General features: G+C 44.0%; 10 protein-coding genes. 2 read left to right on the top strand and 8 right to left on the bottom strand.

Annotated features, from left to right (window positions below):
- Window positions 1–28: 28 nt before the first annotated feature.
- On the bottom strand, window positions 29–1,495 hold the full coding sequence (locus THMIRH_RS01465) for a RimK family protein (protein WP_173290059.1): 1,467 nt from the start codon (window positions 1,493–1,495) through the stop codon (window positions 29–31).
- 172 nt (window positions 1,496–1,667) lie between these two features.
- Here THMIRH_RS01465 and THMIRH_RS01470 point away from each other — a divergent pair, with 172 nt between their 5' ends.
- Window positions 1,668–2,780: a DUF2817 domain-containing protein gene (locus THMIRH_RS01470; RefSeq protein WP_173290061.1), complete on the top strand. Its 1,113-nt coding sequence runs from the start codon at window positions 1,668–1,670 to the stop codon at window positions 2,778–2,780.
- Window positions 2,773–3,873: a ribosomal protein S18-alanine N-acetyltransferase gene (gene rimI / locus THMIRH_RS01475; RefSeq protein ID WP_173290063.1), complete on the top strand. Its 1,101-nt coding sequence runs from the start codon at window positions 2,773–2,775 to the stop codon at window positions 3,871–3,873. The genes THMIRH_RS01470 and rimI overlap by 8 nt, the downstream gene beginning before the upstream one ends.
- A 739-nt stretch (window positions 3,874–4,612) precedes the next feature.
- Here rimI and mnmH read toward each other — a convergent pair.
- The 7 genes from mnmH to THMIRH_RS01510 all read right to left on the bottom strand — a co-directional run bounded on the left by mnmH (window position 4,613) and on the right by THMIRH_RS01510 (window position 14,877).
- Window positions 4,613–5,737, bottom strand: coding sequence for a tRNA 2-selenouridine(34) synthase MnmH (gene mnmH, locus THMIRH_RS01480; RefSeq protein ID WP_173290066.1), 1,125 nt, complete (start codon window positions 5,735–5,737; stop codon window positions 4,613–4,615).
- Window positions 5,734–6,783 carry a selenide, water dikinase SelD gene (gene selD, locus THMIRH_RS01485; protein ID WP_173290068.1) on the bottom strand — a complete coding sequence of 350 codons (1,050 nt, stop codon included), beginning with the start codon at window positions 6,781–6,783 and terminating at the stop codon, window positions 5,734–5,736. Before selD ends, mnmH begins: the two co-directional genes overlap by 4 nt.
- Window positions 6,780–6,977: a DUF2986 domain-containing protein gene (locus THMIRH_RS01490; protein WP_173290070.1), complete on the bottom strand. Its 198-nt coding sequence runs from the start codon at window positions 6,975–6,977 to the stop codon at window positions 6,780–6,782. The genes selD and THMIRH_RS01490 overlap by 4 nt, the downstream gene beginning before the upstream one ends.
- A gap of 166 nt (window positions 6,978–7,143) precedes the next feature.
- Window positions 7,144–9,786: a methyl-accepting chemotaxis protein gene (locus THMIRH_RS01495; protein WP_173290072.1), complete on the bottom strand. Its 2,643-nt coding sequence runs from the start codon at window positions 9,784–9,786 to the stop codon at window positions 7,144–7,146.
- Window positions 9,749–10,039, bottom strand: a complete 291-nt coding sequence (locus THMIRH_RS01500; protein ID WP_173290074.1) for a hypothetical protein — start codon at window positions 10,037–10,039, stop codon at window positions 9,749–9,751. The genes THMIRH_RS01495 and THMIRH_RS01500 overlap by 38 nt, the downstream gene beginning before the upstream one ends.
- Before the next feature lie 177 nt (window positions 10,040–10,216).
- Complete coding sequence (locus THMIRH_RS01505) at window positions 10,217–12,499, bottom strand: EAL domain-containing protein (RefSeq protein WP_173290076.1); 2,283 nt, start codon at window positions 12,497–12,499, stop codon at window positions 10,217–10,219.
- Between the two features lie 251 nt (window positions 12,500–12,750).
- Window positions 12,751–14,877 (bottom strand): GGDEF domain-containing protein, encoded by a 2,127-nt coding sequence (locus THMIRH_RS01510; RefSeq protein ID WP_173290078.1) that lies wholly within the window; start codon window positions 14,875–14,877, stop codon window positions 12,751–12,753.
- Between the last annotated feature and the right edge of the window lie 49 nt (window positions 14,878–14,926).

Genomic DNA, 14,926 nt, shown 5'->3' on the forward strand with positions numbered 1-14,926 from the left:
GCCATGTGAGCCATTGTTGAGTAACGTACTATTTGCCTTGTAGTTCTAAACGACGCAAGATTTCTTTCATAATTTCCACATACAGTTGTTCGCCCAAGAACATGTCTTCCACCTCTGAATCTATACTGGGGTTATCATTTACTTCAATCACCACCACGCGGTCGCCACTTTGTTTTAGATCCACGCCATAAAAACCATCGCCAATCAGTTTGGTGGCTTTGAGTGCCACATCTATGACCTTTTTCGGGGCTTCGTAGGTGGGAAGGGTATCAAATCCACCAGACACCGCTTCGCCAGTTTCATGGTTATAAATTTGCCAGTGGTCTTTGACCATGTAATAGCGGCTTGCAAACAGCGGTTTGTGGTTAAACACGCCGATGCGCCAATCATAATCGGTGTACATATATTCTTGTGCCAATAACAAAGCTGACTCGCTGAGCAGTTGTTTGGCGCTGGCTTGCAGTTCGGCAAAGTTTTCGGCTTTCACCACGCCTCGGGAAAACGAACCATCCGGAATTTTTAAAACAATCGGATAGGGAATTTCACTTTCTAATTGTCTTAAGCGTGCCTCGGAGGGCTGATTTAAAATGACCGTTTTGGGCGTAGGCACCTTGTGGGTGTTGAGCAGGTCGGCCAAATATATTTTGTTGGTGCAGCGCAAAATGGATGTTGGGTCATCAATCACCACCAAACCTTCGGCTTCGGCTTTTTTGGCAAATTTATAGGTGTGATCATCCACCGAGGTGGTTTCACGAATAAACAGCGCATCATATTCTGCCAAACGCATATAGTCTTTTTTGGTAATAAATTCGGTGCCTATGCCCAAGCTATTGGCAGCTTTAACAAACAAGGCTAAAGCTTCAGGATCGCTGGGTGGCAAGGGGTCGTCTGGGTTGGTTAAAATCGCCATATCATAACGGTATTGTTTGCGAGCTTTGGGCTTGCGCCACATTTGCAAGCTGAAGTTTTCAAAGGCCTTGGCAAAACTTTCTTGTTCTTCGGGTGTGCTCAAGGCTTTTAACGCTAAGGGTTTTACCTGTTTAATCACCCACTGTTGTTTAAATTCAAGGCTGATTTCAAGCAATGGACTGGGAAATTTTTCAAACACCATTTGCGTGAGTTTGGCGTAGGATTTATCTAAGGTTTTGCCAAACCAGCTTTTAATCACTTTGATTTCGCCAGGTAAGCCTGCCGTCAAATTTAATAAGGGTTTACTGGTGTCTTCTAGTTGCACGCTCGAGAGTGATTTGGTTTTTAAATTATTAATGGTCGCCACTGATGGCAATACATGGTGATTACGCGCTTCTGCCAGCAAAGAGCAGTAATAGCCCGTTTTTAAGTAGCGATAGTCGCGACACAGGTTAATGACTCTAACGCGTTTTTTGGCCGATTCAGGTACGCGATGTAAATAGTCATCAAATGTAATCACATCGGGGCTTGGAAAATAGGGTTGCCAGTCTTTGAGTTTTTCAACAACGACATAAAAATGGCTCATGCGGGGAAGCTCCTTTGGAGGCTGAGGGATGTAAAAGTTATTGAACAGTGAGAGCATTATTTTGCAGGTTTAGTCACAAAATTTTACGCTGTTTTTAACGAAAAAAGTGTTATTTTTAACCCTTTTTAATAATAGACAGCGTATGATTTAGCTTTGCAGTTTGAGGTGATTTATGTTGAATTTACAAGCGTCGATGGACTTAACGGCTTTTCAAAATGACTATGCTGGGGCACGCCAAAAATTTCAACAGTCGTTGGCGAAATTTGACCCCAAATTAATGGTCGAGAAGTTTGAGTATGTTCATCCGCTCACCGGTCCTAAGGGCGAAAAGCTGGCCTGTGAAGGCGTTTTTTTGGGGCAAAGTCGTCTGCCAAAAGAAGTGTTGGTGGTCATAGCGGGCACTCATGGGGTTGAGGGGTTTACCGGCTCCGCCATTCAAGTCGATGCCTTGCCGCTCTTGCAAGAAGTTTTAAAAAGCCAACCATCTTTGGGTGTGGTTCTGATTCATGCCATGAACCCTTGGGGTTTCGCATGGGTGCGCCGTGGCGACCATCAAGGGATTGATCTTAATCGCAATTTCATTGATTTTTCTGCGCCTTTGCCACCTAACCAAGATTACGAATCCTTTCAAAATTTATTGCACGACAGTCGTTGGATAAACGCTGAAGATTTCAGCGACCTATGGCGTAATGTGCCCTTTAATAATTTTGTTGAGCAGATTACGCGAGGCCAATATCAAGACCCAGAAGGCTTGTTTTATGGTGGCAAAGCACCCGGTTGGTCGCGCCAAGTGCTCGAAAAAATCACCCGAAACTTCTTTTTTGAAACGGCCGAAAAAATCTGTGTGATTGACTGCCACACTGGCCTAGGGCCTTATGGCTATGGCGAAGCCATTAATGACCATTTGCCCAACACGCCGAGTTTTAAATGGGTTGAAAAACTCTATGGCGCCAACGCCTGTTCGGCCCATTTGGGCGAGTCCTGTTCGCCGCCAAAACTGGGGTTGCTGGATTATCATTGGTATGAGGTTATGGGCGATAGGGGCTGTTTTATTACCCTTGAATATGGCACCTATCCGGTTGATAAACTCATCAGCGAATTATTGCGTGAACAAATCTACCAAAACACCTTACCCAAAGGGCAAATTAGAAATATTGATGCCAAACCCGTGCAGCTCATGAAAGACTTTTTCTATCCTCAAGAAGTCAGCTGGCAGCAACAAGTGTTGTTTCGCAGCCGGCAAATGATCGGCTTAGCCATTAAAGGGATGTTAGCCAATGATTAAGGCTTCTCAATTACGCAAGGCTGAGCCGGATGATTTAAAGGCATTATTGGTGCTTGAAAATAGTTGTTTCAGTGGTGATAAATTATCGCGCCGCAGTTTTCAAAATTTTTTAAAACCCGGTTCGCATGATATTTGGGTGTTGTCTCAAGCTGAAATATTGGTAGGTTATGCTTTGGTGTTGTATCGTTCAGGCACCAACTTAGCCAGGCTCTATTCGATTGCCGTGCATCCCGACTTTCAAGGACAAGGTTTTTCTCGACAATTACTCCGCACAGCAGAGCAAGCAGTGGTTGAGCGTCAGTGTGTGTATTTGCGCTTAGAAGTAAAAGTGTCTAATCAGGCCGCTTTAAGTTTGTATGAAAAGAGTGGATACAAAAAACTCAGTCGCATCGTGGAATATTATGAGGATGGGCAGGATGCTTTCCGCATGGAAAAGCGACTCATGACCCAAGCCTTAAAAACCGCTCAGCCAAAACCCTATTACGAACAAACCACCGAGTTTAGCTGCGGGCCAGCGTCTTTAATGATGGCACTTCAAACCCTCAATCATCGTTATGACATGAATCGTGCTGAAGAATTGCAAATTTGGCGTGAAGCCACCACCATTTTTATGACCAGTGGGCATGGTGGTTGTTCGCCACATGGCTTGGCCTTGAGCGCATGGCGCAGAGGGCTTAAAGTGCATTTGTATATTAATACACCGGATGTGCCTTTTATGGATGGTGTGCGTGATAACGAAAAAAAACAAGTGATAGAGTTGGTGCATGAAGAGTTTATGCGCCAAATTTCAGAAACCGATATTGAAGTCAGTGTCCAATCCTTAGAAGCCGAGCAACTTGAAAGTATTTTGCAACAAGGCTTGCCAATTTTGGCGTTGATTAGCACTTGGCGCCTCAATCGCAATAAAGCACCGCATTGGGTGTATCTTGCGGCATCAGATGAGGGGTTTGTGTATATTAATGACCCAGATCAAGACGATCATCCGCATTTAACCCAAACCGATTTTCAACAAATTCCCATCAGCAAAAAACAATTCACAGAAATGGCTAGGTTTGGACAGAAAAAGCTACGTGCTTTATTAGTGTTGTCTTAGGGGTGAGTTTTTGATTTGAAATGAAAGCAGGCTAAAGCCTGCGCCCCGATTATTCTGTTTTGAAATTTAGGGGCGAAGGCTTTAGCCTTCCTGGATTTTTGCCCCTGTTTGAGATTTTAGTTTTAAGGTCGCTTTTGGGGTTTGTATTTCTAAATTATGTTTTGTGCCTAGCGCCCATGTAACTTTTTTGCTTCGCCAAAAAAGTAACCAAAAAAGGCGATCAGTCAATTCTAGCCCTCTAAGCTTGTCGCCAGACAGCTGCGAACTCGCTACGCTCAAACATGCGCAGCTGTTTATCTGTCGCCTTCACTAAGAGGTCTTACGAATTGTCTTCAAGGGGGATAAAGGTTTTCTTCTGAAAGAACAAACGGCTCTGTCAGAATGCCTAAAGCTCCCCTTTGAATCATTTCGTGATGCCCCTTAACGAAAGGACTGGAGAAAAAGTGGCGCTGTTTGAGCGTAGCGAGTTCGCCACTTTCCAGTCCTGAGTTTTAGGGGCATAGAAATGATGAGAGGGTCGATTTTTTGGTTACTTTTTGGGCGAGCCAAAAAGTAACAAGGGCGCGATTAAACAGTGTCATTTAGAAATACAAATTGCAAAAGCGACCTTAATAAATGAGTTGTAAAATTTTTGATTTAAGTTGAAAGCAGGCTAAAGCCTGCGCCCCAAAGACCCAAAGATGGCAATTTCCATAGGGGCGAAGGCTTTAGCCTTCTTGGAATTTTTGCCCAAGCGTTTTCACTCTGCTTGAGAAGCGAAAAATGCCAAGACTTCTTCGGCGTTGCCTTTGAACGCAATGGGCAATTGATTTTTTTGCAGTTGATAGTCGTACATGGGGTCGTAGTATTCCACCAATAGGATTTTGATCCATTTTTGATGAAATTCGATATTTCCCGTTTGGTGCTGTAAGTATTGGGCTTCGTTAAATTGATGTAAAACGCGATGATAGCGTTCGCCTCCCAGTCGCTTTTGAATGCGTAGCAAAGCATCTCGCATAAAGTTTTCCCAGCGAGTCAAAGTTGGGTATTCCTGCTGTGCTTGTATCACATATTCGTCAAATGTAATCGCAAGGCGCTCGCTTAGGGGCGTGTCTAAAATAACGCGCGCATGAGATTTGAGTTTCTCAAATAAGGGTTTGGGGATGTCAACCGAGCCGATATTTCGGCCTTCGTCTTCAACGACGATATTTTGAATGGGTTTTTCTGGGTTGTCGATTAAACGCATCAGTGCCATAGACAGTTGGTTTTCAAAGTTGATTTGGGTGGGTTGCGGTGACGCATGGCGACCAAAGGCTGAACCACGATGATTGGCAAGGCCTTCAAGGTCTAGGGCATTGTGCAGTTTTTGAATGACCAGCGTTTTGCCAGAACCGGTGCGACCAGCTAAAACCCAAGGTTGAATGTTTTGTTGTGACAACAATTCTGGCGCTTGGTCTAGAAAATCAATCAAAAAACGGCGAAAGGCTTTATAGCCACCTTTTAAACGGATGATGTCTTGTCCGGCATCAGCCATCCATTGTTGCGAAATTTTAGAGCGCATGCCGCCTCTAAAGCAATAGAGTAGGGCATCGGGATGGTGTTGTTTGAAGTCTAGCCAGCTTTGCACTCTGGGTGCGCGTGTCGCTTCATTGACCAGTTGATGGCCCAGTTTGACTGCTGCCGCATTACCTTGCTGTTTATAGCATAGACCTATTTTTTGGCGTTCGTCATCGGTCATTAAAGGCAAATTGATGGCGCTTGGAAACGCGCCTTGCTTGAATTCAATGGGCGCTCGCACATCAATCAGCGGCGTTTGTTCAAAAACAATGCGCCTAAAGTCATCTGTTTGAGGAAGCTCGTGGGTGAATTCAGTGAGTTTTGTCATTCAATAATCTCAACCCAATGGCGTTGCGTTTGTGCTGGAAGCGTTTGGCCAATCGATTCTAAGCTGAGCCCCGCGGCCAGCGCGATGGCTTTAAATTCAGCAATGGCTTCGGGCTTGACGGCTGCCAAAAGTCCGCCGGACGTTTGCGGGTCACACAAAATCATTTTGTGTTCATGGCTCATGGGCGTGGCATTGTGCATACCCACCTTGTGACCATAGCTTTCAAAGTTGCGCCCTGTGCCACCCGGCGTGCAGCCTTGTGCAAGATAGTCTAAAACGTGCGGCAAAACTGGGACTTTATCAAAATGGATTTGTGCTTGTATTTGGCTGCCTTCGCAAATTTCCAGCAGGTGGCCCAATAGACCGAAGCCGGTGACATCGGTTAGGGCTGTTACGCCGTCTAGTTTGGCAAATTCTGCGCCTACTTTATTTAAAGTGGTCATGGCATCAATCGCCATATCCAGATGTTCGGGTTGAATTTTCTTTTGTTTTTGCGCTGTGGTGAGTATGCCAATGCCTAAGGGCTTGGTGAGAAAAAGTTCGCAGCCTGCCTCGGCGGAGGCGTTGCGTTTGAGGTGTTGGTTGTTAACCAGGCCCGTGACCGCCAAGCCGAAAATCGGTTCTGGCGCATCAATTGAGTGGCCGCCCGCCAAAGGAATGCCGGCGGCTTCGCAGGTGGCGCGTCCGCCTTCGATGACTTGTTGACCAATTTCTGGCGGCAGTTTGTCAATCGGCCAGCCAAAGATGGCAATCGCCATGAGCGGGTTGCCGCCCATGGCGTAGATGTCGCTGATGGCATTGGTCGCCGCAATGCGTCCAAAGGTGTAAGGGTCGTCAACAATCGGCATGAAAAAATCGGTGGTGCTGAGCACCGAGGTGCCATTGCCCAAATCATAAGCGGCGGCATCGTCTTTGGTGCTGTTGCCAACCAATAACATGGGATGCGGTGCCACCGTCATTTGAGTTTGCAAAATGCTGTCTAAAATTTTGGGCGATATTTTACAGCCGCAGCCAGCGCCATGACTGTATTCTGTGAGTTTAATCATGGGTTTTCACTCGGTTGTGGCGTGGTTGGCTCTGATGGCTCTGTGGTTTCTATGGCCGCTTGTTCGGCTTGCATTTGAGCACGCTCGGCTTTGGAAATATAGCGTTCTTTATTGGGATTAGGCGCAGCCGTTTTGGCACGATGTTGTTTTAGGCGGCGTTTGATAATTTGGGAAATTTTCTTTTGACGATTCATGATAGTGACTTCATTAAAGTAAAACAAATACTATACAGTAGGTGGTGAAGGTGGTGGCGAATTTAGTCAGGATTTGGCTTGGAAAAAGCCTTAAAAAGCGCTAAATTTAACCAGGCCTGGTTAAATTTAGCGGCTTTTTGCAGTAAAAAAGCAAACTAGGCTCAGGCTATTTTAAGCGTGTGTTTTGCCCTGCGATTTGAAAACGCTGTACGGATTGGCGAAGTTCTTGTGACGATTGCGCCATAGAGTCTGCGGTGGCAGAGGTTTCTTCAACCAAGGCGGCGTTTTGTTGGGTAGTGGCGTCAATATTGCCAATGGCTTTATTGATTTCATCGATACCGGTGGATTGTTCTTGTGATGCTTGAGTCACTTCTTCTACCAGATTACGAACCTTGTCGGTTTCCTGGGTAATGGTGTCTAGCGCCTCGGCCACGGTATCCACTTGAGTAACCCCAATATTAATGGCTTGCGCGGTTTGTTCAACCAGATGACTGATTTCTTTGGCGGCATCGGCAGATTTACCTGCCAGGTTGCGCACCTCAGAGGCCACCACGGCAAAGCCGCGGCCATGTTCGCCCGCTCGGGCGGCTTCAACGGCGGCGTTAAGCGCTAAGAGATTGGTTTGGAAGGCGATTGAATCAATCAGGCTGGTGATGTCACGAATTTTATCGGATGCCGCACGAATATTGCCCATAGAGGTTTTGGTGTGTAGCATTTTGTCATTGGCTTCGAGTAACAGTTGCGCTTGTTTTTGCGAGATTTCGTTAACCAACTGGGTGTTTTGCAAATTGCTACGGGTTTGCGCAGAGGTTTGCTCCATGGCTGAGGCGGTTTGTTCTAAAGAGGCTGCCTGTTGTTGAGTGCGGTCATTGAGATTTTGCGTGCCTTCATTGACCGATGCCACATCGTTTTGCAATTGAATAGCAATGTTAGAAATTTCTTGCAAGGTTTGACTTAGCCCAGTCATCGACTGGTTGATGGCTTGTTTGGCTTCGTCGAGTCGGTATTCATAGGAATTGGTAATTGGGTGGGTTAAATCACCTTCTGCCAAACGATTGGCGGCGCTGATGACATCGGCAAATCCAGCTTCCAGTTGGTTGAGCGTGGCATTGATGGTGCTTTTAAGCGCTTCAACATCGCCATTGGCTTTGCCGGTGATGTGTTGGGTGAATTGACCGCGCGCGGCATGATTCATAATGGTCGAAATTTCGCTGAAAATGGTGTTAAGCGAATGCATAGCGGTGGTGCAGTCGTTAACCACCGTGGCGTAAGCCCCGGGCAGTTGATGAGTGTGTTTGGCGCTGAAATTACCTTGATTAAGGTCATTCATGACTTGGCCGATTAACTCAAAGGTGCTTTGTAATCCTTGAGAGGTTTTATTGAGGCGGGTTTTGAGTAGTTCATTGTCAGACTTAAACTCAAAGTCGATGGTGTGATTTAGACGACCGTGCAAAATTTCTTCGAGCGCGGTATTGGTTTCTGAGATGACCACTTGTGACAACATGGCTTGGTCGTTGTAGGCTTTGGCCATTTGAGCGATTTCATCTCTTCCTAGTGAGGGTAGGCGGACAAACAGGTCTTGTTCTTTGACCGCATTACTCATGGTTTCTTGTGCGTGTTTAAGCGGGCGAATCACCAAGACCACCATAATGCTGATGGCGATGATACTCAGCAGCAGGGCGGTAATAAGAATACCAATAAAAACCGTTTGGGCAATGCTGACTTGGTCGGCTAGGAATTCATTAAATTGTGCCGCAGGTTCGGCAGCGACTAGATAGCCATAGGTATTACCTTGCGAGTCTTTAATGGGCGAGGACACACTGAAAAATTGTTTATCCACCATAATGCCATTTTTTAACAAGGCATCGCTGGATTTGTCTTTTAGGTAGGCAAGTAGCTGCTGGGTTTGTTCGGATTCAAAATGCTTTTTAGAAGACAGCACAAAGCGTTCATCGCTAAATACCGCAGGATTGGTTTTCACTTTTTGTTGGTTTTGATTGAGGACTGAGGTGTCCATGATTGCAAGAAGGGTAATGCCCTCAGCTAATAAATCTTTATGAATAGAAGCCAGGCCTTGCACCAAAGTCACCGAGCCGGTGTATTCTTTATCTAAGTTGTAAACGGGTATGTGATTTTTGAGAGTGAAGCCGAGTCGTCCTAAAGAATAGGCGCGACGTACTTGTGGGTTTTTAGATTGTTCTTGCACATCATCACGCCAAGAAACATCGTCTTCTACTTGGTTTTCAACCCAGTTGCGGTAAAAAGCAACGCCTTTTTCATCAATCAGTTGGATGCGTACATTTTTGTTTTTACTGTGTTTGGCAAAATAGGCGGTTAAGCCTTTCATTTGCCCATCAAGCATGCCTAAATCACGATCGTTAAAGCTCATCCAAAAACTGGGCGAGTTGGTAATCCCTGCCAGTGCGGATTCGCCTATGTCGAGTTTTTTCTCAAAGTAAGTTTGGATGGCGGTGTTGAGTTTTTCAGATTCTTGAGTGACTGAGGTTTGATAAATTTTAGTTTCTTGAGCGCGCTCGTTAATCAGCGCGCCACCGAGTATCAGGATGACAACAGCCAACATGGAGAGGGTTGTTTTGGTGGTGAGCGAAAAATGGGTAATCCCTAAAAAATGCTTAATGCGATAGCTTAGGGCATTGATGTATTGTCCGTGAACCAAAATGGTTTTGCCCGAGTGCAAGTCTTGATAGGTGGCTTCAAGTTGGGCAATTCTTTGTGGGTCGGTGATTAGGCGTTTAACCGAGGTGTAGCCGTTAAATTTGCCGCCAATCATTTTGGGCTGTACGCGCATATCCACCCAATAGGTTTCGCCGTTTTTCTTTTAAGGGGGTGCTGACGGTTTTGCCAATACTGCTTCTAAAACGAATCATTTCCATGAGGGAGGTTGGGCTGTTGGGCGCGCGAATGATATCTGTTTGGTTGCCGAGTAATTCGTTTTCGTGGTATCCGAGCCAGTTGAGGTAGTCTTCGTTGACAAAATCGATTTCCCAGTTGGCATTCACATTGGCAATAAAGCGTAAGGTGGTTTCTGCAGTGTTTGACATGGGTTTTCCTGGTTGTTGGAGGGTAATTAAAATAAGTTGATTATTCTAGGGGGTAAAAAAGTACTTGTATAATCAGAAAATTATTGTGTGTATAAAGGTTTTTAATGAGGTTTCATAAAAAACTACCCTTAAGTTTTTGGGTAGTTTTTTTATGTGGCATTAAGTATCTATGAGTCTCTAACTCAAGGGAAGTTTAAGAATCTCTTCTGCACTTAAAGTGTCTGGATTAGGTTGGCTGATGAAATACCCTTGTGAAAAATCTATGCCCATATCAATGACGCGTTTAAAGGTGGCTTTATCGTGTACAAATTCTGCAATCGTTTTAAGTTGTGTGCTTTCTGCAAAGCTGATAATGCTTTTCACCATTTGTTGGTGGGTTTCATCTTGTTCTAAATAACGAATGATAGAACCATCAATTTTTAGGTAGCTTAAATAGGGGCGCAGTTTAATAATGTTTTGGAAATTGGCGTAACCCGATCCAAAATCATCAATCGCCATTTCACATCCAATATCTTGCAGCAGTTTGGCTAAACTGAGTATTTCTTCAAAATTGGAATAGTCCTCGGTTTCCACCAGTTCTACAATAAGCTGTTGAGCAACCTTGTGGCGAGTGACTTCGCTGATCAGGGTATTAACGACTTCCGTGTGGCTGATGTCGAGCAGGCTAAAATTAATAGAAATTTTGATGTGATTAGGCAAGCTGGCTAATTTTTGCGTGACTTGCTTAATCATCTGCTGTGTCATTTTTGGGTAGTGCTTGGTGGTTTTGGCAATCTCCATAAAATCATTTGGATAGCACAGGCCGTGACCCGGGCAGTCCAGTCGCATCAATGCCTCATATTTTTCAATAGCCCCAGTTTGGTTGTTATAAATGGGCTGATAGTGTGCAATGACTTTTCTTTGGATAACCGATTCCCTAACCAAACTAATCATGGCGATTTTGGTCTGATATTCTCTTTGAATGGCGGCTTTTTCATTCGACAAAATCAAATAGGGATAACGCAGTTTGCGAGCCTGCTCTAATGCCATTTCGGCTTCTAAAAGAGTTTCTGTGGGGCTTCTGACTTCATCCGTTAAGCTGCCAATACCAAGTGTTGCCGATATATTTAACTCGAGTCCATTCGATAAAATCACCGAGCTGTTTTCGATGGTGGTGTGCAATAGCATCATTTTTTCTTCAATCAAATGCGGGTGTTTACACTCAAACGCTAGGGCATAGTAATGTGATTTTAAATGGAAGGGCTTTATCTCATTTTGCATATTGAGGTTTGTGAGTAATTCTGCAAATTTTTTCAATAATTCGTCGCCAACCTTGTAGCCATAGAGGTTGGTCACTTCGTAAAAGCCATCAATCGAGATGATGAGAATGTTTTGTTTGGGATTGGCAACTAAGTGTTCAATCAGCGTATTACGATTAGGTAACTGAGTTAACTCATCGGTGTGGGCTTTTTCGTCTAGTTCAAACAGTAGTCTTTCTGGTTCTTTGGCCAGGCGTAAGGCCAAAGGCAAGGTTAGCATTAGGGTTAACAGCATAATGCCCAGCATGATATTGGTGGTAAAACTGCCTTCTTCTGCCATGGTTTGATATTTTGCATCCAAAATAATCTTGTACTCATAGGGTGAGTTTGGATGTTGGTAGGATGCGCTATAAAAATGCCCGCCAAAATAACGGTCGTTATGCAAAATATTTTGCAACTCGTCTGTGGTGAAGTGTTGCGAAACTGGAATGATAGGGTTCAAGTCACCTTCATTTAAAGAAGTTTGCATGATGGAGTTGTTGTTTTTGTCCAGCAAATACAAGTTGTATAGCGTGGTGTTATTAAATAGGGTAAAAAAGTTTTTAAGGCAAACCGATAAAATCACAACCCCTTTAAATTCGCCTTTTTGATAGACCGGCATACCAAAGTGCAATAAAACGCGATGGGTGGATGCGCTATTGTTTGTATGCAATTCGGTGATTTCAAAATCGGAAATGCTGATTTGTTTGGGCGGCAAGGCTTTAAATTGCTGAAAATAGGGCGTATCAGCGATATTGCTCATTTCTTTGGGGAGTAGTTCTCGAGTGGGTATTTGCGAAATCAGTTCATCGTCATTCGCGGCACCTTCTATGTGAATGACTTCTTGCCCAGACGCATCCACATAACGCGCTTTTAGAACACAGCTAAAGGCGTCTTTAATGGTTTTAAATAGATTGGTCATTTCATCAAGGTTGTCATTTTGACTGACAAAACGCGAAAAATCGTGATTGTTTTCTAAGGCTTTTAAAACAGGCGCAAATGAATTGAGATAGCGATTAAGCATCTCTTGGCGTTCTTGCCATTTAGATTCGTAGTGTTGTTGCGACACATTGTAAACATTCAGGTCTGATTTGAATTCTTTATTGGCATAAAACAGTCCAATAAATATAAGACCGTAGGTCAGTAAAATCAGCGTGATGGTTGTGCGATACGATATTTTCATTTTTTTGGCCGTTAAGTTCTTTTGGTTCTTATTGTACATAAAAAAGTTGATAAGTTCAATTGATTAATAAAGGTGGTATCGTTCGTTTATTTTGTGTAAATGGCTGAAATAAATGAATGTATAGAAATTTAAGGGGTGTATAAAAGGTTTTGAGAAAAGCTTAGACAGGCAATAAAAACCATCAAATGATGGTTTTAGAGGTTGAATTGAAGTTTTAAGACTTTATTGCAATATTCGATTTGTTCGATTGCTTAAGAGGTGGCAGAAAAGGGAGATAGGTGAGATCGGTTTCTGCCCTGTTTTTTGGCTAAATACATCGCTTGATCCGCGTGTTGAATGATTTGTTGTGGGTTAAAGCCTTGGCCTTTGAACAGTGTGATGCCAATGCTGAGGGTGCATTGGTGTTGCAAGCCAGATTGGGCAAGCGTTAGATCATAAGGCTCGGCTAATTGCCAGAGAATTTTATCGACAATTTTTTGGGTTGAAGCCATGGCTTCGCTGTAATCGGTGCTGAGTTCAGACAATATAATAATAAACTCGTCACCCCCAAAGCGAGCGACTGTGTCGGTTTCCCGAACGGCTTGCGTTAGGCGCTGGGCGGTTTGTAATAAGAGTTGATCGCCAATGTCGTGCCCATAGTTGTCATTTAAAGGTTTAAAGTTGTCTAAATCCAAAAATAGCAAAGCGGCATAAGTTTTTTTGCGTTGCCCAAGGGTTTGCTCTTGTTGTAAACGCTCCATCAGTAAACGGCGGTTGGGTAGCTGGGTTAAGCTGTCGTAAAGAGCGAGTTGCTTAGTGGCTAATTCTGATTGTTTTTGTTGGGTAATATCCCAGGCGATGCCGCAAAGGGCGTATACACTGCCGTTTTCATGTTTTAGAGGAATTTTAACGGTATGAAGGACTTTAACCACTTCTCCAGCATCGTTTAGAACAGATTCTTCTCTATGCGACTCTTCACCTTTTTCAAAGACTTTGCGGTCCTCAATTTCGGCGGAATTGGCAAAATCTTCATTGAAAAAACTGTGATCAGTTTTACCAATAATATCCCGCAGCGGGGTTTTAAATAAATTTTGAACCGCCTTGTTCACATAGGTAAAGCGCATTGCTGGGTCTTTGATAAAAACAAACGCCGGAATGATGTTTAGGATGGTATTGAGCTTGGTTTCATTTTCTTGCAAGGCAAGTGTGCGTTCTTGAATTCTTTGTTCAAGCGTTTCTTGGGTATATTTAACTTGTTCAATCAGGCTTTTAAACTCAGTAGAAAGGGTGTCCATTTCTTGAGAATAACCCCGTACAGAAGTATTGGGCAATTGGTGCGGGTCAACCCGAAATTGTTGAACGGACTGGGTGAGTTGCACCAGCGGTTGGATAAACAGTGCATGATTCACGCGGAATAAGATAAACAAAATCAGCAAAATCAGTCCAGACAGCGTGGACACAATAAATAATGGGTCTATAAAAACCAGCTCATCGGGTTCAAACAGCGTGATGTTAAACCAGCCGATTTCAGGTAAATAAGTGATCCCAATCAGGCGCTGATTACCGTCATCGTGGCTCCAGAAGGTTTTGATTTGTTCAACACTGTTAGCAGACTTTAATTGTTTGGCAAAGGTTTTAATGGTGTTAAGGTCTTCTGGATGGCTGAGTAGAAAACTTAAGTTTTCTTGTTCTGAGGGTGGCTTAATAAAACTGGCTAAATTGATGCGTCTTTCATCTCTGTCTAATTGAATATTGAGATTTTCATCTATAAACAGATTGCGTATGCCTGGTTGGCTAATGTCGACACTTTGTTTTAAAAACGAATCTAGTCCCAGTCCAGTGCCAATAATGCCAACGACTTCACCTTGGTGTTTGAGCAGGAGGTTTATCCAAACCTTAGTGGTGCCCAGAACAGTGTCTTTGTTGACATTAATTTGATACGGACGGTCGGTCAGTTGTATGGCGCGGAAAAACCATTGGTCGTCAGCAGTCTGGGGGTTGAGCGTGTAGGCTAAGGGATTATTTTGGCGGCTGTTATCCGCATCATTGTAAAAATAGTGTTGGGTTTTACGAAAGGCGGCGAAAAAGCTGTGGTCTTGAAATTTTAAACGGTAATTTTCTAAAACGGCTAGGCCGGCTTCTCGGGCAGCTAAGTCGTTATCATCTAATGCCATGGCCAGCAGGGCAGGTTCTTGCGCCATTTGCTTGGCAAGTGCGGTTTCTTGCAGAATGGGTTGAAGCGTACGGTTTTTATCAAAAAATAACTGTTTTTCAATCAGGCGTTGCGCCCAGTATTCGTTCAGTGATTGCGTGGCCAGATTGGCGTAATACCAGACACCTAGCATAAAAACTAGGAAGACACCGCCCAAAGCTAAGAGGAGTTGGTTTTTGATTTTCATAGAAACGCTTGAATCAACCTATTCATTTTATTAAGGATATTCTAGCTCG

Origin of the sequence: Thiosulfativibrio zosterae, from assembly GCF_011398155.1 — a bacterium.
Classification (GTDB): domain Bacteria; phylum Pseudomonadota; class Gammaproteobacteria; order Thiomicrospirales; family Thiomicrospiraceae; genus Thiosulfativibrio; species Thiosulfativibrio zosterae.